The sequence below is a fragment of the Nostoc sp. C052 genome, from assembly GCF_013393905.1.
Taxonomy (GTDB): domain Bacteria; phylum Cyanobacteriota; class Cyanobacteriia; order Cyanobacteriales; family Nostocaceae; genus Nostoc.
This window is the reverse complement of the sequence record NZ_CP040272.1, coordinates 4664640-4690734: the sequence shown is the minus strand read 5'-3', so window position 1 is coordinate 4690734 and position 26095 is coordinate 4664640. Positions and strand designations below refer to the sequence as shown.

Annotated in this window: 21 protein-coding genes; 2 read left to right on the top strand and 19 right to left on the bottom strand. The window is 38.7% G+C overall.

Features of this window, described 5'->3' with window-relative positions; translation table 11 throughout:
• Position 1 precedes the first annotated feature (1 nt).
• Entirely contained in the window at positions 2 to 2407 is a 2406-nt protein-coding gene (locus FD723_RS19360; RefSeq protein ID WP_179066785.1) for an ATP-binding protein, read from the top strand.
• Positions 2408 to 2694: 287 nt separating this feature from the next.
• Here FD723_RS19360 and FD723_RS19355 read toward each other — a convergent pair whose 3' ends face one another.
• Positions 2695 to 3534 carry a M56 family metallopeptidase gene (locus FD723_RS19355; RefSeq protein WP_179069202.1) on the bottom strand — a complete coding sequence of 280 codons (840 nt, stop codon included), beginning with the start codon at positions 3532 to 3534 and terminating at the stop codon, positions 2695 to 2697.
• Positions 3534 to 3953, bottom strand: a complete 420-nt coding sequence (locus tag FD723_RS19350) for a BlaI/MecI/CopY family transcriptional regulator (RefSeq protein ID WP_069069046.1) — start codon at positions 3951 to 3953, stop codon at positions 3534 to 3536. The genes FD723_RS19355 and FD723_RS19350 overlap by 1 nt, the downstream gene beginning before the upstream one ends.
• 458 nt (positions 3954 to 4411) lie before the next feature.
• Between FD723_RS19350 and FD723_RS19345 the strand changes: the two genes are divergently transcribed.
• A complete protein-coding gene (locus FD723_RS19345; RefSeq protein ID WP_179066784.1) occupies positions 4412 to 5146 on the top strand; it encodes a 2-phosphosulfolactate phosphatase family protein in 735 nt (244 codons plus the stop codon).
• A gap of 57 nt (positions 5147 to 5203) precedes the next feature.
• Here FD723_RS19345 and rfbD read toward each other — a convergent pair whose 3' ends face one another.
• The 17 genes from rfbD to FD723_RS19260 all read right to left on the bottom strand — a co-directional run bounded on the left by rfbD (position 5204) and on the right by FD723_RS19260 (position 25983).
• Entirely contained in the window at positions 5204 to 6073 is an 870-nt protein-coding gene (gene rfbD, locus FD723_RS19340; RefSeq protein ID WP_179066783.1) for a dTDP-4-dehydrorhamnose reductase, read from the bottom strand.
• Positions 6074 to 6111: 38 nt separating this feature from the next.
• On the bottom strand, positions 6112 to 6657 hold the full coding sequence (rfbC, locus tag FD723_RS19335; protein ID WP_179066782.1) for a dTDP-4-dehydrorhamnose 3,5-epimerase: 546 nt from the start codon (positions 6655 to 6657) through the stop codon (positions 6112 to 6114).
• 118 nt (positions 6658 to 6775) lie between these two features.
• Positions 6776 to 7852, bottom strand: a complete 1077-nt coding sequence (locus FD723_RS19330; RefSeq protein WP_179066781.1) for a glucose-1-phosphate thymidylyltransferase — start codon at positions 7850 to 7852, stop codon at positions 6776 to 6778.
• 92 nt (positions 7853 to 7944) lie between these two features.
• Positions 7945 to 9039: a glycosyltransferase family 1 protein gene (locus FD723_RS19325; protein ID WP_179066780.1), complete on the bottom strand. Its 1095-nt coding sequence runs from the start codon at positions 9037 to 9039 to the stop codon at positions 7945 to 7947.
• Complete coding sequence (locus FD723_RS19320) at positions 9039 to 10199, bottom strand: glycosyltransferase family 1 protein (RefSeq protein WP_179066779.1); 1161 nt, start codon at positions 10197 to 10199, stop codon at positions 9039 to 9041. The genes FD723_RS19325 and FD723_RS19320 overlap by 1 nt, the downstream gene beginning before the upstream one ends.
• 8 nt (positions 10200 to 10207) lie before the next feature.
• Positions 10208 to 11179 (bottom strand): GDP-mannose 4,6-dehydratase, encoded by a 972-nt coding sequence (locus FD723_RS19315; protein ID WP_179066778.1) that lies wholly within the window; start codon positions 11177 to 11179, stop codon positions 10208 to 10210.
• A gap of 161 nt (positions 11180 to 11340) precedes the next feature.
• Complete coding sequence (locus FD723_RS19310; protein WP_179066777.1) at positions 11341 to 11709, bottom strand: EamA family transporter; 369 nt, start codon at positions 11707 to 11709, stop codon at positions 11341 to 11343.
• Positions 11710 to 11745: 36 nt separating this feature from the next.
• A complete protein-coding gene (locus FD723_RS19305; RefSeq protein ID WP_179066776.1) occupies positions 11746 to 13980 on the bottom strand; it encodes a glycosyltransferase family 39 protein in 2235 nt (744 codons plus the stop codon).
• Positions 13981 to 14174: 194 nt separating this feature from the next.
• Positions 14175 to 14888, bottom strand: coding sequence for a glycosyltransferase family 2 protein (locus FD723_RS19300; RefSeq protein ID WP_179066775.1), 714 nt, complete (start codon positions 14886 to 14888; stop codon positions 14175 to 14177).
• Positions 14889 to 15135: 247 nt separating this feature from the next.
• The gene (locus FD723_RS19295; protein ID WP_179066774.1) at positions 15136 to 16311 is read right to left on the bottom strand and encodes a glycosyltransferase family 1 protein; all 1176 of its coding nucleotides are present in this window, start codon (positions 16309 to 16311) and stop codon (positions 15136 to 15138) included.
• Positions 16308 to 17231, bottom strand: coding sequence for a glycosyltransferase family 2 protein (locus tag FD723_RS19290; RefSeq protein ID WP_179066773.1), 924 nt, complete (start codon positions 17229 to 17231; stop codon positions 16308 to 16310). Before FD723_RS19290 ends, FD723_RS19295 begins: the two co-directional genes overlap by 4 nt.
• Positions 17228 to 18844 (bottom strand): glycosyltransferase family 1 protein, encoded by a 1617-nt coding sequence (locus tag FD723_RS19285; RefSeq protein WP_179066772.1) that lies wholly within the window; start codon positions 18842 to 18844, stop codon positions 17228 to 17230. Before FD723_RS19285 ends, FD723_RS19290 begins: the two co-directional genes overlap by 4 nt.
• Before the next feature lie 29 nt (positions 18845 to 18873).
• Entirely contained in the window at positions 18874 to 20547 is a 1674-nt protein-coding gene (locus FD723_RS19280; protein WP_256874865.1) for a methyltransferase domain-containing protein, read from the bottom strand.
• 71 nt (positions 20548 to 20618) lie between these two features.
• The gene (locus tag FD723_RS19275; protein WP_179066771.1) at positions 20619 to 22454 is read right to left on the bottom strand and encodes a class I SAM-dependent methyltransferase; all 1836 of its coding nucleotides are present in this window, start codon (positions 22452 to 22454) and stop codon (positions 20619 to 20621) included.
• Positions 22447 to 23760: an ABC transporter ATP-binding protein gene (locus FD723_RS19270; RefSeq protein ID WP_179066770.1), complete on the bottom strand. Its 1314-nt coding sequence runs from the start codon at positions 23758 to 23760 to the stop codon at positions 22447 to 22449. Before FD723_RS19270 ends, FD723_RS19275 begins: the two co-directional genes overlap by 8 nt.
• Before the next feature lie 173 nt (positions 23761 to 23933).
• On the bottom strand, positions 23934 to 24782 hold the full coding sequence (locus FD723_RS19265; protein ID WP_179069200.1) for an ABC transporter permease: 849 nt from the start codon (positions 24780 to 24782) through the stop codon (positions 23934 to 23936).
• 382 nt (positions 24783 to 25164) lie between these two features.
• Entirely contained in the window at positions 25165 to 25983 is an 819-nt protein-coding gene (locus FD723_RS19260) for a Uma2 family endonuclease (protein WP_179069199.1), read from the bottom strand.
• Between the last annotated feature and the right edge of the window lie 112 nt (positions 25984 to 26095).

The window sequence follows — 26095 nt, the reverse complement described above, 5'->3', positions numbered from 1 at the left end:
AATGAGTAACACATCTCCAACATCCGGCTTTTGGAATTATGTGGCTGAATGCGTGCGCCTCCTGTATTGGATTTACTTCAAGCCTTTTACCTTTAAAAGCTGGCTGCGTGATATACATCCACAACTGAAGCCGAGAGATAACCCCTTTGATAAACGGGCTGAGTTTCGTACTAACCCCCGCCTGCGTCACTATGCTGGGCAAGTTCAGTGGCTAACTGCCGTAGTGCCAATATTTGCCGTGTTGCTAGTAGCACCAGTTTACATTCTGGTTAGTGGTAAATCATTTAACTGGTTTATAAGCTGTGTTTTTTTGGCAGGCTGGTTTATGGGAAGGGTTATAGACCGTGGCGGTAATACAAATAGGCTAGTTATTTTCCTTGTTGCTGTCTTTACCATGTTTTTGGCAACTGAATTTTTATCAAGCATGGCGTTCGGCGTAGCGTTCGGCGTGGCGTTCGGCGCGGGAGGCGTGGCGGTAGGCGTGGCGAGAGGCGTGGCGTTCGGCGTGGCGGTAGGCGTGGCGTTCGGCGTGGCGGTAGGCGTGGTGAGACACGTGGCGGTAGGCGTGGCGGTAGGCGTGGCGGGAGGCGTGGCGAGAGGCGTGGCGGTAGGCATGGCATTCGGCGCGGCGTTCGGCGTGGCGTTCGGCATGGGGGGAGGCGTGGCGGGAGGCGTGGCGAGATACGTGGCGGTAGGCGTGGTGGTAGGTGTGGCGTGGATTTTGGGTGTGTTGCGGGTTTGCTTCTGGTTGCCAGAATTACTATGGATACTCACCTTGTTCTTCTTGTCTCGCAATGGAAAGCAGGTAAATTGTTTGCGATATCTGCCCCCTCGCTTTGATGAATTGATTCTTTTGCCTCTGCCTTTTATGGATGTGATGATTGTAGAGGCTTATCGAAAGAAGCCGATGGCTGCCCGTGAGACTATTAATTATCTAATTACATCCACCAATCAGCAAAAAGTTGCAGCACAGGCAATTTCTGGTATTGCTGTAGATATTCTCAATCGTTGTCAAAGGTTGAGCGATATTGTGGAGATTGCCAACCAACTAGCGTGGATTCCTTCACCACCACCAAAGGAACTTGGCGCTGTACTGCCCCAATTTTTGGAAATCAGTCAGAATGTACGGGCATCAGAGGAAGCAACTTCACCTTATCGTCAATATGAGTTATTGAACATTCCCATCAGTGCATTACGCCAACTGGGGCAAAGTTTAGCTTTGACAAAAGATGCTCGCGTTGCTGTCTCTTTTGGCAATGCTGCACAAGACTGGCTGACTATACTAGAGACGGCGCAGCGCACTTTAGAAGAACAGGCACAACAATCAACAGAAATTCGACAAGTTTATATTGCTGGTAACTCACTAGATCCAGAAACAGCAAAGAATCGTTTCAAAGGGCGAATTGACATATTTCGGGAAATCGAATCTTTGGTGCTTTCTGAGCAACCGCCAGTGTTATTACTCTATGGTGGGCGGAGAACGGGGAAAACTTCAGCGCTGAAATATCTACCTTACAGAGTACAAGCAAATATTGTACCTTTGCTGGTAGATTTACAGGGTGCAGCATCAGCTACAACGTTAAAAGGATTGGCTGAGAATTTAGCTCAACAAATTATCGAAGCTGCACGGCGATTACCCCGCAAAGTATTCTTGCCTAATCCAGATGCCAATAAACTAGCTGAAGATCCATTTCCCGCCCTGCAAACTTGGTTCGCAGAAATAGAACGCAGCAACTCTGATAAGCAATTTCTCCTTTGTTTGGATGAATATGAATGCCTGGATGAGGTAGTGAAAGCAACAAGCAGCCGTGCGCCGCTCAATTTTATTCGTAACCTGCTGCAACACCAACGCCAGTGGATTTTACTTTTTAGTGGTTCACAGGAGTTATCTGAACTTGATGATTACTGGAGTAACTATCTAATTAACACCCGTGCTTTGCGAATGACTTACTTGCAAGAGTCAGAAGCCCGCGATTTGATTCAACAGCCAGTAGAGAACTTCAGCGATATCTATGAACCAACTGCTGTAGATGAAATTATCCAACTTACTCGCTGTCAACCTTATCTCGTTCAGTTGGTGTGTTATGAGGTGGTGGAGTTGCTAAACCGCGATATCAGAAGAAACAGGCGAGAAGCAGATACAGCAAAAGCTACGGCACAGGATGTTCAAGAAGTTATACCTGTTGTGCTTGAGCGAGGCGATCAGTATTTTCGGGAATTATGGAAGAGTTTAACAGATAGCGATCGCTCTCTCCTACGTCGGATAATCTACGGGGAAACTCCTACGCAGCAAGACAAAGGTGTTATCCGCAAACTAACGCGAAAAGAAATCTTGACTCAAGAAGGCAATGCTTTTCAAGTGCCTTTGGTACAAAAGTATATAGAACAGTTGCTAGAAGAAGAATAAGCGTAATTCGTAATTCGTAATTAACGCCTGTTAATTTATTGCGATCGCGATATTTGTTACAAACACTACGATTTTCGTTACAATCAATACGTTTTCATTACCAACGCTACGATTTTCCTTACAAACACAATAATTTCGTTACAAACAATCTGATTTTTGTTACAAACACAATAATTTCGTTACAAACAATCTGATTTTCGTTACAATCAATACGTTTTTATTACCAACGCTACGATTTTCGTTACAAACATCACAATTTTGTGCTGTAGTAGCTTGCTAAATTCAACTTAACTATGAAATATCACAGTCAGTAGAGGCAGGAACGCCAGCAGAAAGCCATGCCAAGATTGTAATTGAGCTTCTGGGGTTGGTTCTGGTGGTGCTAATAAAGCTTCTACTCTTTGTTCTAAGCGATCTGCACCAGAGGAACCTAATGCAGCACAGCAAATTTCTGATAAAACGGGGCTGCTACTAACCACTAATAAAAGTGATTCCGCTAACACTAGAGGATCTACCTGCAATGCTGCATAACCGTCGGCACGAAGTTCGCGCAAAGCTAATAATTCTTCCCACAAAGGCTCTGTATTCGGCAACCATGCAGTGCAAGAACGCACCCAACCCAGCCAAAAAAACCAGAACGTATCCCTGTAATAGTGATGCCCTTGCTCATGGGCTAAGACGCTTTCTAAATGAGCAGGTGAGAGAGTTTGCACTAATCCTTGGCTAACCACTAGTTCTGGTTGCCAAAAACCGATTTGGCCTGCAAACAACGCGCCCGTTTGCAGCAGTCTGGCTCGTCTATCTCCAACATTCACCAAAGGACAGTTACGGGCAGATTCTACTGACTGCCAACCCTGGAAGGCAAGTTTAATGCATGAAATGGCAAAAAATGCCAAATAAATTAATGCTAGTAAATAGCTAATTGAGCCTGTATACATTCCGCCCATCTGTCCTTGAGGCCCCATGAATAGCACAGCGATCGCAGTCATGAAAATTAGCAAGGGGGGGAAGAGAAACAAAAATAGCGATCGCTGCCACCGCAGATTCCAATTGCCTTGGGGTTGATTCCAAGCGGATCTTAACCACCAGGCAATTGCCAAAGCATTCAAAATCATTATCAGATGCATCATTGTTCCTCCCTAGCTTGGCGTGCAGATTGAATACGTTTAGCGATCGCTGCTATTTGCTCGCTAGCTGCTTCATCCAGACTATCAGCAAAGGCTGCAATAACATCGGGATTCCCCACCGCTAAAAATCGCTGTAACTGCTCGTGAGCTTTGATCACATCTGATTGCTGCTTACTCAGCATTGGCCGCCAATAGAATGCGCGCTCTTTCTTGTCGCAGGCCAGCCAACCTTTATCAGTGAGGCGACGTAAAACAGTGGTGACAGAAGTATACGCTAATTCGCGGTTGGGATCGGCGAGGATGCGATCGTGTACATCCTTGACTGTGGCTGAACCAAGTTCCCAGATGATATTTAAAATTTCCGCTTCTAACGGGCCTAAAGATAGTTGTTTAGGGCGGTAGTCGGGTAAAGGTGCCATAGCAATTTCAATGGGGAGTGGGGAGTGGGAGAGACGTGATTAATTGCGTCTGTACTGGGGAGTCGGGAATGAGTAAATATTTTTCCCTTTGGGCTGTAGCCTTATAACTGTAACTTTTTCCCCATTTAGTAAGGTCTGTTCTTGTTTTAGATTACAAGATAGTGCAGCAACTCTGAAAGTCTAAAAGCATAAAATGCGCTTTTTGAGTATTTATTAGGGATTAGGCATGGAGAAGAGACAAGGTAGACAAGGAAGAGGGGGGAGACAAGGGAGAGACTTGTTCAATAATTCCCCCTTGTCTCCCCTGCCTCCTCTGCTCCCATCTATGTATTGAATGAGATACATTTTGTATTTTGATGATAAAAAATTTTCTTGGAGCAATTGTCTCTATAGTTAGTGACACCAACTAGGTAGAATGTTATTTGCGGCAGTAGTATTAAAACAGGTGTATCCAGCCCGTGAAGTTATTCGTATACCACACTCCTGAATTGACTCCAACGGATAAAGCGCCAGAATGTGCGATCGCAGTTGATGTCTTGCGAGCCACTAGCACAATTGCGACAGTTTTGGCATCTGGAGGTGAAGCTGTACAAGTATTCAGCGATTTAGATCAGTTAATTGAAGTTAGCGAAAAATGGCCTTCTGAAAAACGACTGCGGGCTGGAGAACGCGGCGGCGCGAAAGTAGCTGGCTTTGAGTTGGGTAACTCTCCTCTAGACTGCACACCAGAATTGGTGCAAGGGCGGCGTTTGTTTATCAGTACCACAAATGGCACTCGTGCTTTACAAAGGGTACAAGACTCCCCAAATGTATTAGCAGCAGCCTTGATTAACCGGGCGGCGGTGGTGCAATTTCTTTTAGAGAAGCAACCAGAGACAGTATGGATTGTCGGTTCTGGTTGGGAAGGCAGTTATTCCTTAGAGGATACAGTTTGTGCCGGTGCGATCGCTCATAGTATTTTGCAACAAACCAATTTGTCACCAGAAGAACTCGCTGGAAATGATGAAGTAATTAGTGCGATCGCTCTTTACTCTCAATGGCAAGATAACTTATTAGGATTACTTCACCAAGCTAGTCACGGTCAACGATTGTTACGCCTTGATTGTCTAGATGATTTAAAATATTGTTCCCAAACTGATATTTTAGATGTTTTGCCAATACAACGAGAAACGGGAGTATTAAAAAGGGGATAGGGACTGGGGAGATGAGTGGGACAAGGGAGACAAGGGGGACTAAAAAATACCTATTCCCTATTCTGCAAGCATTTGTCGGAGTCTTTGCCGCCAATGGGGGGGATAAGTCCCTAGAAGTGCGGAAATTTTTCTACAAGCAAGGACGGAATAAGCAGGGCGACGGGCTGGTGTCGGATATTCGGCAGTTGTAATGGGCACAATACGTTCAACTTTCAAAGGGAAGCCTAGTTGTTGGGCTTCTTCAAAAATGGCAACGGCAAAATCATACCAGCTAGCAACGCCGCTATTAGTGTAGTGATAAGTGCCACTAATTTCTGGAGTTAACTGGGGAATTATCTGCGCGATAACTGCCGCTATATCTTGCGCCCAGGTTGGGCTACCAATTTGATCGGCGACAACACGGAGTTCTTGGCGTTCTGCACCTAGTCGCAGCATGGTTTTGACAAAGTTACTTTTGCCAAAGTTTCCATAAACCCAAGCAGTGCGGAGGATGAAGTGATGGGCGCAAGTTTCCCGAATAGCTTCTTCTCCAGCGAGTTTAGTTTTACCATAGACACTCAAGGGATTAGTCGCATCGGCTTCATGATAAGGGCTACAGCCATTACCATCAAAAACGTAATCGGTCGAAATATGAATTAGAAAAGCTCCTAATTTTTGGCTTTCTTCGGCAAGAATTAGAGGTGCAGTAGCATTAATAGCAGTAGCAAGTTCGGGTTCGCTTTCGGCTTTGTCTACAGCAGTGTAAGCCGCGGCATTAATGATGATTTGCGGCTGCTTTGATCTAATAATTTTGCGGAGAGTATCGGGTTGGGCAAGGTCTACTGTTGGGCGTGCTACTGAGATAACATTGCTGTGAGATGGAAGGATTTGTTGTAGTTCCTTACCTACTTGGCCATTGCTACCAATCAGCAGAATTGATTTACTCATTCTGATTAATTATCGAACTTACTTCAATTTGAAAGTACTTAATCAAATATTTCAGCAGTTTTCAAAGGTTTCCCGGCTTGGTCTTTAGCTGACAAAATCGGTGGCGCATTTAAGGGCCAATCTATCGCTAAATCTGGATCGTTCCATAAAATTGTGCGATCGCCTTGGGGCACATAATAATCTGTAGTTTTATAGAGAACTTCAGCTATTTCTGAAAGCACGAGGAAGCCGTGAGCAAAGCCTGGTGGTATCCAAAGTAGGCGTTTGTTCTCAGCACTGAGTTCAGAACCTACCCACTTACCAAAAGTAGCCGAGCTTTTTCTAATGTCTACGGCTACGTCAAAAATAGTACCAGAAACAACCCGGATGAGTTTTCCTTGGGGTTGTTGGATTTGATAGTGCAATCCACGTAGGACGTTTTGCTTAGAGCAAGAGTGATTATCTTGGACGAAGTTCGTAACAATCCCTATCTCTTGAGCAAATTTTTGGTGGTTATAAGCTTCAAAAAAGAAACCGCGATCGTCTGCAAATACTTGTGGTTCAATTTGCAGAACTTCAGGAATTTTGGTATTTACAATGCTCATTAATATTATTAATAGTATGTGCCGCAGTGTTCTGATTGTTAGATGAATTTTGCATTCATATTTTACAAGCACTGTGTTCCAACTTGGACGGTAGCTTGTCCTATTTGTAATAAGTAAATCAGGTTAGTTCAATTTGACAATCATCGCCAATCATAAATCGCAAGGCTTTGGGGCGACGGGGTGCAAGACTCAATTGTGCCCTTTGTCCAATGACACTATCAATAATACGCTGATGGATTCCGGCAATTTTAGCACCTTCTAAAATCACACTGTGTTCTAAATCGGTATCAATGAGTGTGACATTGTTAGCAATACTACTATAAGGGCCAATAAAGCAGTTTTCTAAATGACAATTGCTGCCAATGACTACTGGCCCCCGAATTGTGCAGTTAATGACTTTGGATTTTGCACCGATTTGCACTCGTCCAATAATCTGACTTTGGGCATCAACTTCACCCGCAACTGATACTGTCAGATAGGTGTCGAGAATTAATCGGTTAGCTTCTAGCAAGTCATCTTTTTTACCAGTATCTAGCCACCAACCTTGCAGATTATAGGCTAAAACTTGCTTTTCCTGATTAATGAGGTATTGAATGGCATCAGTGATTTCTAGTTCGCCTCTGGTGGAAGGTTGGATATTGGCGATCGCATCAAAGATGAGGTGAGAAAAGAAATAAACCCCTACCAATGCCAAATTTGAAGGAGGAACTTTGGGTTTTTCAATTAGCTGTAATACCCGTCCTGTTTCATCCACTTGAGCCACACCAAAAGCGCTAGGATTTGCAACCGAACGCAAGAGAATCAAAGCATCTGGCTGTTGTTGACTAAATTGTTGCAGAAAGTAACGTAACTCACCTAGTTGAATCAGGTTATCGCCTAAGTACATCACAAAGGAAGAATCACCTAAAAAGGGATGGGCGATTTGGACGGCGTGAGCAAGTCCAAGTGGCTGGTCTTGTACGATGTAGGTAATGTTTGCTCCAAAGTTTTCTCCATTTCCGGTTTTCCCTTGGACTTCTGCGCCGGTTTCTGGACTGATGATGATGCCAATATCAGTAATACCAGCAGCGACCATTTCTTCAATGCCATACCATAAAACAGGTTTGTTGGCAACTGGTACAAGTTGTTTTGCCCCGCTGTAAGTGAGGGGACGTAGGCGTGTACCTTTACCGCCAGAAAGAATTAGTGCTTTCATCAGGATTTAGGATTAATTATCAAGTCATTAGTCAAGATAATCTAAAAACTTGACAAAATCCCAAATCCTTGCATTTCAATCCTGGCGTTAGCTTATAGGTAACGGGATAACACTTCGACGGTTGCTTTTCCTGTCTTTTCCCAACTGAATTGTTGAGAGTGAGTGATACCTTGGCTAGAAAGGCGCGATCGCAATACCGAATCAGTTGCAACAGCCTGCATCGCCTCTGTAATTTCTGCTGTGTTGTAGGGATTGATCAGAATCGCCGCATCGCCAGCCACCTCTGGTAAGGAGGAAAGATTGGAGGTAATGACAGGAGTACCACAAGCCATTGCTTCGAGGACAGGTAAACCAAAGCCTTCCCAGAGACTAGGAAAAACCAGAGCGATCGCTTGATTGATGATTTTTGGCAATTCGCTGTAAGGAACATAGTTCAGAAACTTGACTTGATTAGTTATTCCTAGTTCTTCTGCTTGCGCTTCTAAAGTAGGGGTGTAACGCGAATCAATTGGCCCTACTAACCATAGTTCATAGTCTTTACAGTTAATCAACGTCGCAAAAGCACTGATAAGTCGCTGGATGTTTTTGTATGGGTCTTGGCGGCCAATGTAGAGAAAGTAGTTGCTGGTGGGGAGGTTAAGAGGAAGGAAGTGAGTGCGATCGTGCGCCAAAGGAATCGTAGTAATTTTGCTGGCAGGAATTTCGTAAAAATCGGTGATATCTTTAGCCGTAGTCTGGGAGATACAAATAATATGTTGCGCTTGCTTAAGAACTTGGGGAGTGTAGTAGCGGTGGTAGGCTGTGAGTGGTGAGAAGCCTTTGGCAAAACGCAGCGGTATCATATCAAAAGATGTGACAACAAAACGACAGTCAGTATAAAGGGGTGCTTCTGGTAGCGGCGAGAATAAAAGACTTGATTTGAGGTTTTTATATATTTGTGGTACTTTAAATTGTGTCCAAATCAGGCGGTTAAAATGACCTTTTGTACCGTGATCTGGGGTTAAGTTTGATGGGATTGGATAGCAGTCAAAATCGAGATATTTTTGCGCTGTTAATAGAGTAGGTTGCAAAGATTTTAAATAAGGAAAAACGTTTTGAGCATAGTTGCCTATACCCGTTGGTTTAGACAACAGAATAGATAAGTTAATAATGAATTGTTTGGCAGAGGAATTGTCTACTATTGTCATTAAATAATGGTTCTATAAGCGTTTAAAGTTTCTTTTGCCGTTCTTTCCCAGGAAAATAATTTTGCTCTAGCTTTCCCTTTATTAATTAATTCTTGGCGTAATTGGGAATCACTGATGACTTTCAGGATAGCTTCCCCTAGTTGAATAGGATTATTAGGGTCAACTAGTATAGCTGCATCTCCTGTAACTTCTGGAATCGAGGAAGTATTGGAACTGATCACAGGAGCGCCTAGCGTCATTGCTTCCAATACGGGTAAGCCAAACCCTTCATAATGAGATGGATATACAAATACATCAGCTTTTGAGTAAAATAATGCAACTAATTCATTAGATAGGTAATTAAGATGATGTATTTGGTTTGCCCAAGGCGAATTTTCAATAGCCGCAAATATCGGTTCGTAATGCCATCCTTTCCTACCAATCAATATTAACTGATGTTCAATTTTGTACTTTTCTTTTAAATAATTAAAGGCTGTAATTATATTATTAATATTTTTCCTTGGCTCTATTGTGCTGACAAAAAGCAGATATGGCGTGGAAAAATCATAATTAGCTTTTTTTTCTAAAATTTGGGCAACTTCTTCAGACAAGTAATTAGGATAGTAGCGACTAGCTAAAGGTGTGACATAGACTTTGTTGGGGTCTACTTCCAAATATTCAATAATATCTTTTTTAGAGCTTTCTGAAATTGTTAAAATTAAATCTGTCCATTGTAAACATCGTTTTACCTTTTCTGTATATGTTTTTACAACTGAATCTATATAGTTAGGGTATTTAATAAAGGTCAGATCATATATATTCATTACCTTTAAACTATTTTGACAGGGATAAACTGAGTAATTTGTACCATGTAATATATCTGGAGAACCAAAATATTTTTCAAAGTAAAATAAACTAGGTTTAAAGTCTAAAGCTAATAATAAATCTGATATTCTTACAGGTAAAGGCAGGAGATGCTCTTGAGAAGAATGTTTCAAGGATTCAGGAAAACTGAAGTCACGCCGAAGCCAATTTTTCAACCCTGGTTGATAGACTACTCCTAACTGAAAATTTTCCTCTTTTTGTAATACATCGAGAGCGCATATTAAATTAGCAACATAAAAGCCAACCCCACTGGGTTTTGAATCCACTGGAGTGGCATCAACTACAACTTTTAGCATTAGAATATTTAAGCTCCGCCGTTGCTCAATTTTTTTAGATCGTAATCAACCATTAACTCAACCAATTGCTCAAAAGAATGCTGAGGCTGCCAACCTAACTCCATCTTAATTTTATTAATGGAACCAACTAACTGCACAGGTTCATCAGAGCGATAAAAAGCAGGGTCAACTGAGACATAATCTTGCCAGTTTAGACCAACGCTGTTAAAAGCACACTCAACAAGTTCTCTGACAGAGTGAGTTTCACCACTAGCGATGATATAGTCATCAGGTTGTGCTTGCTGCAACATCAACCACATAGCGTAAACAGCATCCTTGGCATAGCACCAATCACGACGGGCATCTAGGTTGCCTAATTTTAGTTCATTTGCCAAACCCAGTTTAACTTGGGCAGCTGCGTGCGTGATTTTGCGAAATACAAATTCTGTTCCACGTCGAGGCGATTCGTGAGTATAAGTAATACCACAGCAGTTGTAAAGGTTGTATTTCTCTCGATAGTTGACAGTCATCCAATGAGCATATGCTTTGGCGACACCATAAGGGTTGCGCGGACGAAAAGCAGTATGTTCAGTCTGGGGCGATTCATCAGGTTGACCGAAGACTTCACTACTAGATGCTTGATAGAATCTGGCATCAGGTTTGCAACGACGAATGGATTCTAAAATACGGGAGACACCAAGAGCTGTATATTCAGCAGTGAGAGCAGGCTGTGTCCAAGACAGAGGAACATAGCTTTGAGAGGCGAGATTATAAATTTCGTCAGGTTGACACTCGTTAACCACATCCATTAAAGAAGATTGATCTAAAAGATCACCAGAAAGGATTTGGATATCGCCAGAAAGGTGATTGACGCGCTCAAGATTACTAGAACTTGAGCGACGGACTAAGCCGAATACTTGATAGCCTTTGGTTAATAGTAGTTCAGCAAGATAAGAGCCATCTTGTCCAGTTAAGCCTGTAATAAGAGCTTTTTTAGTCACAGTTATAAGCCTACTTTTAAAAAACTAAAATTTAAAATATTCTTTAGTACTTATACCAAACTATTAGTGAAACTCCAAAACTTTGTTTTAAAATAAAGCATAAAATACTCAAGAGTAAAATAGGCTAAATATTAAGATAGTAATTTTGTCTTTTTATTGTTTTATTTTTGCCAGACTACTAAAATAACTCCACCTACAATAAAACTCAAACCTAAGAGCCGGGTTAAGGGAATTGTTTCCCTGAAAATGAAGTAACCTAAAAGTACTGAGAAAACATAAACTAAGGAAATAGATGGAGCGGCAACACTTAAATTGACTCTGGTGAGAAGCATAATGTATGCAATAGCGCCTAAAGCATAACAAGTTAATCCAGTTAATAATTCTGGTGTAGTAGCGATACTGATAATATTATTCAGGGCATTAGCTGAATTGACTTTTCCCAATTTTAATGCCCCCAATTTTAAGAAAAATTGCCCGCCTACACTTGTAGCAACAGACATTAGCAGTAAAGCAAATTCTTGTAGGTTCATGCCATTTTCCTCACACTCATTTAGCTAAATGAACAATTAAGAATCTGATGTAACAGTTACATCGATTTTAGGATATGGAGATTGCTTATCGCTAAACCAAGCAACCGTTTCCTGCACCATTGTTAAAATAAGAGTATATTTTCCTGGTATAGTAGGTATTTTAATAGCTGCATTAATTGCGACCGACTCTTCAGGAGCTACATCAAAAGGCAAAATCGTGCGATCGCCATCTGCAACTACTAGTTTGCCACTAGCATCTAGCCAACGATAGGAGAAGTTTGTTGGATTAAGCCCTGAATTGTACCAAACAAAATTGCTCTTATTTTTGAGAAAAATAGGAATTCTCAGTGTTGAATCAACTTTAACAGTCCCTATAGTGTTGATAAGTTTTATTTCTTGTGAGAAAACTTGCGCGGATGGTAGTTGAAAGTTTTTTGGCTTTTGGTTTCCTACATTGACATATAGCTCGTAGAGTGGCTTGCCATTAGAATTAGGAAATACACCAACTTCTTCACTTACTAAGTCAAATACAAGCTTGTAAATTCCTGGTTTTTTAGGAAAAGCAATAGAAGCGATCGCTTCGGTTGATTCATGTTGTTTCGGCGTACCAGAAACATAAAGTCTAACTTGACTGATTTCCTTTTTTCGCTCATCATAAAATCTACCTCTTACACGAACTTCTCCCTTTTCCAGCGCAGATTCATAGCCAAACCAGTTAGATGTACCTGTGTTTTCAAGTTTGGCTTTTAGCACTTTTTCCGAGCTTGGTTTAACTGAAATTAATGAACCGAAAGCTTGATTGCTTTCACCTACCACTTGTTTGATTATTCCACCTAGATTTTCAGCATACGCTGGGTTATCTATGGAAGGTTTAATAATTTTGTGAAACACAGCTTTAGTATTTCTCTCTATTTGGCTATCTTTTAAACTCCAAAGTCTATAGTGATTAGAATCAACATTTATAGGTACTCCGTTCCACATATAGCCTGGATTAGCCCCAAAAGCTCCCACAAATTGAGTAAAAGTTGAAAAGGTGACTATAAGGATAAAAATAACTAAAGATTTAGTATATAAAATTTTTGGTAAATGAATTAGCTTCTGAAAATGATGTACTAAAAAATAACTAATTAAATAGCAAACAACAGGCATCATATCAGTCATAAACCTTGGACCATAAGAATGCCCAGCCCACCAAACTATATAGAAACAATAATTAGCAAGTAACGCTAGGGAAGCAATCGTCATACATCCTATTAACTTTTCATCTTTTCCAGTCCTGAATTTAAAAACTTGATAAGCTCCAGGCAAAGAATACAAAAAAATAGGAGAGAAAACTAGCAAACCTCGGCTCGGACTAATCAGAGTACCTAATGATGCGTTGATGAAATTACTAAAAGTAAACTTATAAGGCGGTGCGGGAAACATTTTCGAGTAACCGCCAGTTAAGTTATCGAAATAGTATAAGTTCCACGCAATACTTGGTAATGCTGAAACTAAACCAAAAAACAAATAAAGTGATTGAAAACGATAGGTAAAAATTGAATAGATAATAGCTGCAATTGTATATAAAGTACTTGTGGGGCGAATACCAGGTAGAAGACCACAAGCGACTCCTGCTATTAATAACCACATCTTTTGACTTTTTTCTGAAGCACGATTAGCTTTTAGCAAACTAAATATAATGCTTACAAGTGCTAAGTTAGATGCAGTGTGTTGCCATAGTCCTTGAGAACTGGTCATCCATATATTTGTAGCAAATGCAAATATAAAAGTAGAAAGTAAAGATATACTTAGACTAAATTTTAACCTAACAGATAGATAAAATATCACTACTGTAATAGCTGTCGTTAAAGTAGCAGCTAGCTTTTCAAAAAAGACCCTATATATTTCAAAACTGGCAGATGTTAAGTCAAGGGATGCTGAACCATAAAAAGATGTCAACTTCAGATAAGCATAAAAAATCAGATATAAAGGAAAAGTGATAATTGCAGTTCCTATCGGATAGATAGAACTTAAATGACTATGATTACCTTCTGTAAAGAAGTAGCAATTTGCATAGCTATTAGTACAAAAATGACTTGACCGAAACGCATCTAAATTGAAAGTATTGTTTTCCAGTAAGTTGAAAGCTAATAAAGTGTTGGGAACTGTATCAGTGGAACTTAGTGTGACTCCGTTAGCAAGATAAATTACAATACAGACCAAAAATACCAATATAGGCAATAAAGTTTCAGATATATTAATTCTGCTAAAATTAGTTTTTGTGAGCATTGGATTCAATTTATATTTGTAATTTGACGATTATATTTTGCTGTAAGAGAATAGAATTGTTAGGATAAATTCAGACGGTATACAATAGCCTAAAAACATACCAAAAATTACATTAAATAAAACTTAAACACTTTTAAAATAAAATATTTAATCAAGTTTTTATGAGCGAGTCACACTTGTGTCTGAATTATAATTCAAAGCGAATTATAATTTTTAGGATTAGCTAGCAAATTATACTTCAAAATACATATAATTGCCCTAAAACCATCTTTCCAACCTATCTTTTTACCTTCTTTATAAGTCCGACCATAATAAGATATACCGACCTCATAAATACGACAATCCATTTTGGCAATTTTGGCTGTAATTTCAGGTTCAAATCCAAATCGATTTTCTTCTATTTTGATAGATTGAATAATTTCCCGTCGAAAAGCCTTATAACATGTTTCCATATCTGTTAAATTTATATTGGTAAATATATTAGATAACATTGTTAAGAAGCCATTACCCACTCTGTGCCAATAGTAGACAACTCTGTGAGGTCTATCACCTTGGAAACGAGAACCAAAAACTACATCGGCTTTATTATCAATAATCGGTTGAATGATTAAGGCATATTCTTGTGGATCGTATTCCAAATCTGCATCTTGAACGATGACAATATCCCCAGTAACCGCAGCAAAGCCAGTTCTTAAAGCTGCACCTTTACCTCTGTTTTTATGATGGTAAATTACTTGGTCTACCTGTGATTCTACTTTTGATTTAAGCAATTCTCTCGTCCCGTCTATTGAACAATCATCTACTATAATAATCTCACAATCTTTTACAGGAGATGCTTTGACAGCTTCTACAACTTTGCTTATAGTCCCCAATTCGTTGTAACAAGGAATAACAACAGATAGCCTCATATAACAATCTACCCCTCTTCAGCACTGTAAAAAAATTTATCTAAAACTAGAAATATTAGAATAAAATTTCTAAAATTAAGCCAAATTTATCAAAATATTTCTGCTATTTTTGTAATTCCAACTAAAACATAACAGTTGTAAAGGTTGTATTGCTGCCGATAGTTAAAAATCATCTAATGAGAATGAGCTTTTGTCAAAAACTAAATTGAGTTTAAGTCTTTTTATGCTAGAGTTAGATTCCTATACTTTAGATCATAAAAAATTGCTTTTTAATCTCTTTTCTAGAAGTTTTTTTCGGAAGTTCTAAAACATCTATATATGCTTGAATTACTTGGTTTGCTGTGCCTGACCAGGAAAATTCTTTTGCTTGTTCTTGACTATTCATCTTCAAAATATCACGCAATTTGCCATCATTAAGTTTTGCTAATTCTCTGACAATATCAGCTTCACTTGTAGGATCTACGTATAAAACTGCATCTTTGCCAACTTCAGGTAAACTCGTAGTATTAGAAGTTAGAACAGCTGCTCCAAGACTCATTGCCTCTAAAACGGGCAATCCAAATCCTTCATAAATTGATGGATAAATAAATGCCCAACATTTTTTATACAGCCAGTTTAGTGTATCATCATCCACGTACCCCAGTCTACGAATATGCTTAGTCAAGCCTATATTGACAATGAAACTTTCAAGATCGTCTTCTAACCATCCTTGTCCTCCTGCTAAAACTAAAGGTTTAGGATCGTTATAAATATCGATATATTTTTTGTACGCCAACAAAGTTCGGCGTAAATTTTTCCTTGGTTCTAAAGTACCTACAGAAAGCCAAAAATTATCAGGTTCGAGGTCAGCAACCGGTTTTTCTTCATCACCATCCTGAAAACGACTTCCTAAATAGACTACACGAGTTCTTTCTATTGGAAAGTGGGGAAATATTTCCAGAAATCGTTGTCTAGAATATTCAGAAATAGCAATAATTAAATCAGCTTGCATTGCTGCATTGAAAACACCATTAAAACAATTCCATCGATTTTCTTCAGAAGTATATTCTGGATGATCGAGGAAACTCAGATCATATAAAGTATAGACAAACCGAGCAGAAGTAAAACGAGGACATGAAAAGTTGTTTCCGTGAACAATATCTGGATTTCCTAATTTTTCTTCATCAATTGCTGCTGAAGTACTCCAAAAAGCTAGAGACTCATGATGTGATAAATGGTCTAGTAGATGAGTACAATTACTTTTATGAAGGCGGCACGTGCTAGTTCCATGCTCTGTATCCCAAAAAGTGTTTCCAAATGCGGAGTAAAGCAAATACTCATTATTATTGTCGCAGCTTACTAGGTGTTTTATAAGACTATCAGCAAAGTATCCACATCCTGCCTTGGCTTTTCCAGTTTGACTAATATCAAAACCGATCCTCATAATCTTTTCAAGAGTAAAACTAAATTTTTAATCAGAAATATATTGGCAGCAATTAACCACCAAATCATCCTGACTGATGCCTTAACTGAAATCGATTTTTTCCAATGATAAAATGACCACAGACTATTAAAAATTACTGCATTCACAAAAATCATGTTTTGAAGAGGTTTTGTTCTGTCTAACTTCCAAGTCTCTTCTATCTTTACGTGCGCGTAAGCAAAAATCCATTTATCTGGTACATTTCCAAATTTGGAATGCATCATATTATTTATTTCATAATGCACAGCTATCCGTTGACCCAGTGTTTTATTAGTTTTATATAAGCGGGAACCAGAAAGCTTGCGTGGTATATAATGAAATGGTGTATTCTTCGCATAACGAAGCCACAATTCATAGTCCATACAGTACTTGAGAGAATCATTCAAGTTGCCATATTTTTTAACTAGACTACGGCGAAAAAATACTGATGGTTGGCAGAGAAAACAAGTTTCGATTAAACGTTGATAATTCCAATCCTCAGTCGGATAAGCTTCAATAACTCGGTCTTGTTCATCAATGTGATCGGCATCACCATATATAGCTTGTATATTGGGATAAGATTCAAAAATCTCTTTAATTGCCTGAAAAGTTCCTGGATAGTAAATATCATCAGAATTAATCCAAGCAATTATGTCACCTGTGGTCATAGCGATACCTTTATTAACGGCATCTGCTTGTCCTTTATCAGGTTCTGAAACCCACTTTATATACTTATCATAATTTTTTAAGATTTCTACAGTCCCATCTGTACTAGCACCATCACAGATTACATACTCCATTTCTGTATCTGCCAATTGCTGAGATAGCACACTCTGTATAGTTCTTTCTATAAAACAACCCTGACCAAAAGAAGGTGTAATAACGCTAAATTTTAAGTTCACACCACACTCTCTAATGCTAAAATTGAACTAGATGACCCATCAACTAAGTTTACTCGACAATGGCGCACCATTAACCCAAGCCGACGTTGATCCGAGTTCAGATTTAGTTGACTAGGTTGAAAGCTAGGCGATATTTGCACTGTTACCACTTCACCTGTAGGCAAAAGTGGCAAAATAACTTTCTGTGATTCGCCCCGAAGGCAATTGTAAGAAGCTTTTCTCTGTTTAGTGCGTAATTTTATAGTGGCTTTAGAGGTTGGATAAAATTCAGGAGTTTCAAACAAAATCTCTAGAGTTCGTCCTGACAAACCTGGCTCTATGGAGATATGAAACTCAGGTGCTGACCAACCATCATCATAAATGCCAGAAATCATGGTTTGAACTAATGTCTTTTGATTTAAAGCCTCTTTTTCAAATACACTTAAGTATTGGTAAGCCATTTCCTTACCATCAAATAGCTCTAATCTTTGAAACCCTTTTTTGACCAGTTGTTCAACTAATAATTGATTATCGTTAATCTTGGCCAAACATGATGCTATCTCATCTGGTTTTCGAGGATCGAAGTAGATAACGGCATCTCCTCCAACTTCTGGTAAGCTAGCAGCATTACTAGATAATACTGGCTTACCAAATTTCATTGCCTCTAAAGTTGGAATCCCAAATCCTTCATATAATGAAGGGAAAATTAAACATTGACAACCTTGCCAAACAGCTGTTAATGCCTCTTGATTTAAAAATCCTAAAAATAGGATATTTTCGCTCAAACCCATAAGGTCTACTGCTTCCTTTAAGTGATTTTCTTCATGTTCTAATGCACCTGTAAAAACTAAATCTAAAAATGAATTTGGAAACTGTTTTTTATATATTCCATATGCTGTTAACAGGATACGATGGTTTTTATGTGGCCAATAGTTAGCAGGATAAAATGCATATTTTCGTCCTGCTAAACCTATACTGTTGAGATACTCTATAACAGTGCTTTCATTTAATTCAACTAGGCGTTCATGAATAGAAATCGGTATAACAGCAAGTTTATCGGGGGGCGTTTTAAAATGCTTGATAAATGATTGGCGTGTAAAATCTGAAATGCAAATGATTTTTTGGGACTTATTAAGAAGCTCAACTATAAATTTGGTTCGATGTTGCTGTTCTTGAGAAGTAAAGAAAAATTGGTAGTCTAAATGCTGTAAATCATAAGCAATAGCTACTAACGGAATATCTTTGTCAGCATATGTTGGTGCAGAGAAAGGACAAAATAGTAAATTAATCTTATTTTCTTTCAGTAAGGAGCTAGAGCCTATAAAATTATTGAAATTAAAGTTAATTTTATTAACTATTTTTTTTACAAGTCTAGAGAAAAGCCCCAAATTATTGTTTTTTGGTGTATCAATTGAATCAGGAACTAATAGTCGCTCCATCCTGTTAGTCTCGTATTGGGCTAATTCTAAATGATTCCAAGGAGCTGTAAGGAGTAAGAAATAATGATGAGGTGCTAATTCTTGAAATTGCTTTAGTAGGGTCAATACTAAAACTTTAGCGCCTCCATTTTCACCACCAGGTCGTAGAGGAGTTAAATCTATAGCAATTCTTAGAGATGGTTGTAATTCGCTCATATGGTAATTAATACATTCAATTTTTGAGTCTATAATTTATATCCAACAACTGCATAATCTTGCGCTCCGTAAAAGTAATCATTAAATCGTTCAGCTACCTCAGAACCACTAAGCTTATAAGTTTCTGGGTAAGGGTGAAGATTGAGAATTTTTACTTGGTGTAGACCTTGCGTTTCCAGAATAAATTTAATCATTGAGCTTGGTAAAGGATTATGATGCGTGGGATCGAAATAAAAATTACAACTACCAACTAATACATTTTGAGGATTAGGTGTTTCAAAAATGGCTAATCCACCAGGCTTAAGTACCCTGACTACTTCACTGAAAAATTTCATTAACTTTGTAAAAGTTAGATGCTCAATAATATGAAAACCAGTTATCATTCCTAAGCTACTATCTGGTAAAGATTGTACATAAACTATTACATCCGCTTCTATCACCTCAAATCCCCTGGAGCGGGATTGTTCTACCATTACTTTGTTGATATCCAGACCTCTGGCTGTATATCCAGATTCCTGTAACAATTCTAGCCATTCACCACGCCCACAACCTACATCTAAAATTGGTGATTCATGTGTGCCTATCTTTGCTTGCTCAATCAATGGCAAATAAACTTTTAATCTGTCTAATATTTCTTCCCGACTACCTCGAAACTGCTCTTCAAATGCAGCATAGAAGGCATCTAAAAAGTGCATATCTTCATTTACAAAGATTTCTAACTCTTTTTGGCTAAAAGGTTCTGGTAAGCGTTTTCTTGCATCTTCCAAAAACACTGTTATTAAACGCTTTTGCTGCATTAAGTCATTTTTGAGGTAACTATCGTTTCTGATGTAATGCTCATTGATTTCGTGAATACGAGCATTTGCTGTAATTATACGATTATCTGTTGTAATTAATTGATCGCCCATTTTTTCAATCCGAGCATCTACAATATTTTTATGCTCATCTATTTCTTGTACTAGACGATTCAGAGTATCCAAACGTTCTTGAATATCAGTTAGCCAGTTGGTAATTAAAGTATGAATAGCATTTAAGCTGTCATCTATTCCTTGGATACTGTTATCCAGAGTAACTAAGCGCTCATCCAACCCTTGAAAGCGATTCTCTACAGCTATCAAGCGCCTATCTAATTGTTGGATGCTGTTATCTAGAGTAACTAAGCGCTCATCCAACTCTGGAAGGCGATTATCCATAGCAATCAGGCGCTCATCTAGCCCTTGGATGCTGTTATTCATAGCAACCAGGCGCTCATCCAATCCTGGAAAGCGATCATCCATAGCAATCAGGCGCTTATCTAGCCCTTGCATGTTGTTATCCACTTGCGTTTTTAAAGTCGCAATGTGTTCCACTAGCTGGTGATTAAGTGCTACAGACTCTTTTAGAGAATTAATTATACTAAAATTAATTTCTCGTTGATCTTTAAAGATAAAGTTCACGATTTTTAGAATAAGTTTTTGCAACTTACCACTTAAATTGAAAGGAAAAAGATTAAGTTTATCTGGCCACTTTGTACGGGCACTTGAGCGAGATTCTGCATTTTCAATAAAAGTTTCAATATAACTAATACTTAACTTCAAGTTTGATGTGTCTATATTAGATTGTGAATCTACTAACTGAGAATGAGCTTGATTTTTGCTAAAATTCTCAACATCTTTATGTATTAATTCATCAATATTAGTTTCAGGATAATTGGATTCAATCATTTATTTATTACTTAACCTCAATTATTTCTTGATATGATTTTAATTTCTAGATTAGATATGGTATTTAATGCTTATATAACCCTGATTCCAATGTCCTCCATTAAATAAGTTGGCGCTACATCAAACCAGCGTACACCTTCCTGTACCAATGTAACTCTCAGGATATAGTTACCTTTTTGTGCTAACGATCTAAGTTTAATTTTATACGTTTCTTTGGGTACTTTATTGAATAAATGTTTCAACACTATATCTTCAGAGCTATTTAAGTGGGGAAATATCTTTGTTCGTTGTCCCTCAAAAACAATGTAATCGGTAGCTTGTTCATTCATCCAATGATACGAAATGTGAACTGGATGAGAACCATAACTATTAAGAGTAAATTTGCTAGAGTTTTCAATTTCTAATTTAATTTCAAATTCACTATCTGCATTTACTAATTTTGGATGATCTTTCACAAATATCTTGATTTTTCCAGCAGAGATGGGTGGGATAGGGACCATTTGTAAACTACTCTTAAGATGTTCCCGATTTATGGGTCGATGAGAAGCAACTACAAATAGACTAGTCGCTACACCTATTTCTCTTATAGAAAACTTTTTTACTAAACTTCCACCTGGATTCTGGGTATCACCAAACCATAAACATACATGGTTAAAGTGTTTGCTTAATTGCTTTTTCAAAATCCTTGGCGATTGTTCATTAATATGCATTAGTAGCTCATATCTTGAGCGGGGCTGTGGTGGTAGGTAGGCACCAACAGAAGCAGCAATTTTCCTTTTACGTGGATATTCATATTTGTAATACCAAAGATTTGGAAAAGTATGCACAACAAATAATCCGTCTTGTTTAAGACTGTGCGCGACTTGCTGATAAAGCGCATCTAGTTCTTCAAAAGCTAAGTGTTCAATCACGTCAGAAGCTAGTGCTAGATCATACTTATCTGGAAGTTGTACATTGCAGACATGATCGCAGATGAATTCTACGTTGGCTGCTAACTCAGCTTCTCCATTAAAACAACTTTTTGCTAGTTCAATGGCATTTGGTGAATAGTCAATAGATGTAACCGCAAAACCTTGACGAGCAAAATAATAACTAAGTTCACCTCGCCCACAACCAATGTCAAGTACTCGTCCTGATGCTTTCAAACTAGCGATCGCTGCTACAGATTGCAATCTTGGATCTTCTAACTTCTTCCCTTGATTTTGTTTATAAGTATCAAATCCGCTACAGTCTTGAGTATAGTAGTGACTGGTATAACTTTGACGAATGTCTAGACTACAATTAGTATTGTGGTGGTGTTCTTCAAGCTCAATTAAATAATTATTAGAAACTTTTATTAATAACTCTCCGGCATAACCTGGTATTACACCATACCAATCGAGCAAATCAGCATATCTAAATAAGAAATCACTAACTGCCATAAAGTTCTGCTGCGTCCACATGTATCCATCTACCAACACATAGTGGGATTGCTTAATAGCAAGTTCCAAATCATGAAAGGAACCGTCTCCATTTTGTTGCCCATCCACATGAATGAGATCGTAGACATTACCAGGCAAGCGTTTCATTACCTGTGTATCGGCAATAATAAATTCAGTATTAAACTGCTTAGTAATTTCTTTTGCCCAATTAATTGCACCTTTGACACCACCAAAATCATTGGTATCTAAGTCAATACCAGTATACTTGGTATTAGGGTATCCGTGTAAGAAAGCTGCGGCAGAATAACCAAAACGTACTCCTATTTCTAGGATATTAGTAGGTTTTAATTCATGAGCGATCGCAGATTTGAGTTTGTAATAATCAATCCACTCATCAAAAAGATGTAACAAAGGATCTTCTGGATTAGTAGTTTTTCTAAAGTCATATTCTGTCTGTTTTGCCTGTTTAATGATAGAGTCAAACATAAGTATATTTATGAATAGAAATAGAAGGAGAAAGATTTACTATACCTGACCACAGTATTGAGTCTTTGTTTCTGAGAACTTTTAATGCGGCGACATTATGAGCATAAACTAATGTTCTCTGGAATAAACTTTCCCCAATTGCACTATCAGCTACACCAAATGTAATTGTATATTCACCCTCCATCAAAGGCACCTTAAACTTAAAGCAAATCTCCAGTAAAGTACCACTTTCTACTCGACCTATTTTTTTCCCCATACATAGAGTGTTGGTTTCAAAAATTACCTCACCTGTTCTTTCCCGTATTTTAAAACCAATATGGGGATCTTCAAAATACTGGGAAAATAAAACTCCTACGGAAATCTGTAATAACTGCTCACTAATTACAACTTTTATTTCTTGATCTGTTTCATCTAAAAACCTAACAAATTCTATGCTTACTTCTGGCGCATTAATAACCACTTCTTGTACTGATTCTGAGGTTATATCTAAAAATTCTTTATTTTCCTCGGAAGTAACATAATTAGAATCTGGAAACATTTGAATTTCTACTGCTTCCGATCGTATATCTTTTTTTTGTAACAGTTTGGCTTCATATAAATCAATTACTTGCCTTGGTTTAGCATCCAACACTAAATTTCCTGCTTCCATAAATAAAGCTCTGTTACAGATTTTATGTATAACAGACGAGTCATGGGAAACAAATAAAAGTGTTGTTCCCATACGTGTTAGATTTCTAATCCGCTCAAAACATTTCTGCTGAAAGTAAATATCTCCAACTGCTAGTGCTTCATCTACAATTAGAATGTCAGGATCAACACTTACTGCAACTGCAAATGCTAATCTCACGAACATACCACTGGAATAAGTTTTAACAGGCTGATCGATAAAATCTCCGATATCAGCAAATTCCACTATCTCATTGTATTTGGCTTCGATTTCTTCACGACTTAACCCTAAAATTTGTCCATTGAAAAATACATTTTGTCTTCCAGTAAATTCAGGATTAAATCCGCTGCCTAGTTCTAGTAAAGCTGAAACTCTGCCGTGAATCCAGACATCTCCTGTAGTTGCTGTCAAGGTTCTAGCAATGATTTGTAGTAATGTACTTTTCCCAGAGCCATTTTGACCAATAATTCCTAATTTCTCTCCTTTAGTAATTTCTAAGTTAATATCCCGCAATGCCCAAAATTCTTGAGCCTGGCTCTTACTAGGTAGTAAAGTTTCTTTGAGCCTATCTACCGGACGAGCATAACGCTTGTAGCACTTTGAGATATTCTTCAGTGAAATTACAATCTCCTCACCCATAGCACTGCATACTTAAACTAATAATGAATTTCACACGGTACAAATTTATCAATTAAAAATTAATTACTTCATTATAATTTTTGCTTGTTGTTGAATTATATCGCTATCTACAATATATACAGTTTACGTTAGCATTTGCTTGTTTTAAAAGCGGCTAACTAATGAAGCCTTGACTACAACACGTCGGCAAAAGCTGGACGCAAATGCTTGTATACTGTAAAACCACAACAAAATATAATTGTTGCTATGACACAAGCAACTCCCCATTCACCCCAGTGCTTTACTTCTCCAACTAAAACTATGTCACGATAAACCTCTGCGATCGCTGCCATTGGATTTAACCAGAATACCAAACTCCGCCATGCCTCTGGAACTGCTGATACTGGATAGACAAGCGGTGTCGCATAAAACCAAATATTTAAAATTACTCCTAAAGTCTGCGGGATATCTCGCAAAAATACAGTTAGTCCGGCTGTTAAATAGCCCAACCCTGCTGTTAGCAATAACTGTGTTAACCAGATTAAGGGTAATAGCGCCAAGCTAGTATGTAAAGTATGAGCATTGATCGCCACAAAAAAAATCAATGCCATTAAACCAAAGGAACTCTCAATGAATGTTGACAAAATTGGCACTAGGGGTAATAAAGTTAAAGGAAATACCACCTTCTTAACTAAATTTGGTTGTCCTAGTACCGAATTAGCGGACTGCGTGAGACCACCCGTAAAAGCAATCCAAGGAAGTAAGCCTGCAAATAGCCACAAACCAAAGGTAAAATCATTTTCCGGTAAACCCTTGAGAGTAGTCAGCTTCACTTTCAACACAGTGGAAAAGACATAAGTATAAATCAGTAACTGGGATAGCTGATTTAGCAAAGGCCACAAATTACCTAAAATAGAACCCTTGTAACGTGCCTCTAAATCCCGGCGTACTAGAGTTCTTAGTAAGTCGAACTTTACCCATAACTGTTCATCTATGGGCAAGATACGCCTCCATCTCCCTACCTTACGTACAACTCCCCGCATTGTCGGCAACAATTTCTGCTTCCTCGCTTACTACTCACTATCCGCTCACCTAATTGCTCTCACTGAAGCCTATTATATTTATGAAAGTTCCTTTTTCAGGCACTTTCAACTAGAAAAAATATCCAACTACCTTCTTGTGATGTGCGTATCTTACACGCCTTTGGTTAAATGTGGGTAGGCAGGATGTCCACCTCATAAGATTGGATAATTTATTTGTTGGAAATCTCTTCAGTGCTTTTAGAATCTATCATCACTAGAAAATTGTATCCAAATTATCTTGGCGATCATACAATACATAGGATATTGTCAAGTGTATTTTTACTACAAAAAATATAACGTCTGTTTGTCAGGTTCCTTCTTTGTTAAAGATGCGAGTTTTTGCTTAACTCAAGTTATCTGGATCAATTCCTTGCGATCGCAAATACTCTGCTAATCGATCAGCCCGTTGGCGTTCTTGTTCAGCCCGTTGGTATTCCTGTTCAGCCCGTTGATTTTCCTGTTCAGCCCGTTGATTTTCCTGTTCAGCCCGTTGGCGTTCCTGTTCTGCTTGTTCTCTTCGAGTCGGCACCCAACCCGCAGAATTATACCAACGCAACCACAAACCTGTTGTCTGCTGGTAAGTACCTTGCCAAAGACCCAATCCTAGCTCTAACTCTGCCAAAAAGAAGCGGTTCTCTGGTAGAGGGATTGCTTCATAACGAGTACCTATGAGTTTAAATGCACGCAAATGATTTTCATAGCGATCATAGATAACGTAGTAGGGAACCCGTAAAATCTGTTCATATACTTCCCACTTCGTTGGGGATCGGTTTACTTCCCGCAGTGTTTTTCCTAAGTCTTCTTGTTCTGTACCAGGTGAAAGTAATTCAACTACTAAAAATGGATCAATTCCTTCTTGCCAAATAACGTAACTTAAGCGCAGGTCTTGCTGTTGGCTAGCACTAGGTAATCCTAAAACCATGTACCAATCAGGACGCTTGTACCACAAAGGATGGCGGGGATCGTAGTAAAGATTTAAGTCGCTAGCAAGCAAAATTTCCTCAGATGGATAAGCAAGAGGCTGACAAGTCTCACTGAGCAAATCTGCCTGAATACGGTGAAATTCGTCTGGCAAACCTGATTCCCCCACTAATTCACTGGGTAAATCATACATCGTAGGCATGGTTTCTTGTGGCGGACGGGGTGGATCTGTTTGATACATGACTACTACCTTTGTTGTTGAACTCAAGCGATCTGAAACAACTCTCTCCGATTTTTGACGACAACCAGCTTTGCGTCTAGACAAATTTTCCGCCTGTGATCGCAGTTGTTTT

Bases quoted from the DNA above. Each gene is read 5' to 3' on its own strand.
- FD723_RS19360 (WP_179066785.1), top strand. From the start codon at position 2: ATGAGTAACACATCTCCAACATCCGGCTTTTGGAATTATGTGGCTGAA.
- FD723_RS19355 (WP_179069202.1), bottom strand. From the start codon at position 3,534: ATGCATCTGATAATGATTTTGAATGCTTTGGCAATTGCCTGGTGGTTA.
- FD723_RS19350 (WP_069069046.1), bottom strand. From the start codon at position 3,953: ATGGCACCTTTACCCGACTACCGCCCTAAACAACTATCTTTAGGCCCG.
- rfbD (WP_179066783.1), bottom strand. From the start codon at position 6,073: ATGAGTAAATCAATTCTGCTGATTGGTAGCAATGGCCAAGTAGGTAAG.
- rfbC (WP_179066782.1), bottom strand. From the start codon at position 6,657: ATGAGCATTGTAAATACCAAAATTCCTGAAGTTCTGCAAATTGAACCA.
- FD723_RS19330 (WP_179066781.1), bottom strand. From the start codon at position 7,852: ATGAAAGCACTAATTCTTTCTGGCGGTAAAGGTACACGCCTACGTCCC.
- FD723_RS19325 (WP_179066780.1), bottom strand. From the start codon at position 9,039: ATGACAATAGTAGACAATTCCTCTGCCAAACAATTCATTATTAACTTA.
- FD723_RS19320 (WP_179066779.1), bottom strand. From the start codon at position 10,199: ATGCTAAAAGTTGTAGTTGATGCCACTCCAGTGGATTCAAAACCCAGT.
- FD723_RS19310 (WP_179066777.1), bottom strand. From the start codon at position 11,709: ATGAACCTACAAGAATTTGCTTTACTGCTAATGTCTGTTGCTACAAGT.
- FD723_RS19305 (WP_179066776.1), bottom strand. From the start codon at position 13,980: ATGCTCACAAAAACTAATTTTAGCAGAATTAATATATCTGAAACTTTA.
- FD723_RS19300 (WP_179066775.1), bottom strand. From the start codon at position 14,888: ATGAGGCTATCTGTTGTTATTCCTTGTTACAACGAATTGGGGACTATA.
- FD723_RS19295 (WP_179066774.1), bottom strand. From the start codon at position 16,311: ATGAGGATCGGTTTTGATATTAGTCAAACTGGAAAAGCCAAGGCAGGA.
- FD723_RS19285 (WP_179066772.1), bottom strand. From the start codon at position 18,844: ATGAGCGAATTACAACCATCTCTAAGAATTGCTATAGATTTAACTCCT.
- FD723_RS19280 (WP_256874865.1), bottom strand. From the start codon at position 20,547: ATGATTGAATCCAATTATCCTGAAACTAATATTGATGAATTAATACAT.
- FD723_RS19275 (WP_179066771.1), bottom strand. From the start codon at position 22,454: ATGTTTGACTCTATCATTAAACAGGCAAAACAGACAGAATATGACTTT.
- FD723_RS19270 (WP_179066770.1), bottom strand. From the start codon at position 23,760: ATGGGTGAGGAGATTGTAATTTCACTGAAGAATATCTCAAAGTGCTAC.
- FD723_RS19265 (WP_179069200.1), bottom strand. From the start codon at position 24,782: ATGCGGGGAGTTGTACGTAAGGTAGGGAGATGGAGGCGTATCTTGCCC.
- FD723_RS19260 (WP_179069199.1), bottom strand. From the start codon at position 25,983: ATGTATCAAACAGATCCACCCCGTCCGCCACAAGAAACCATGCCTACG.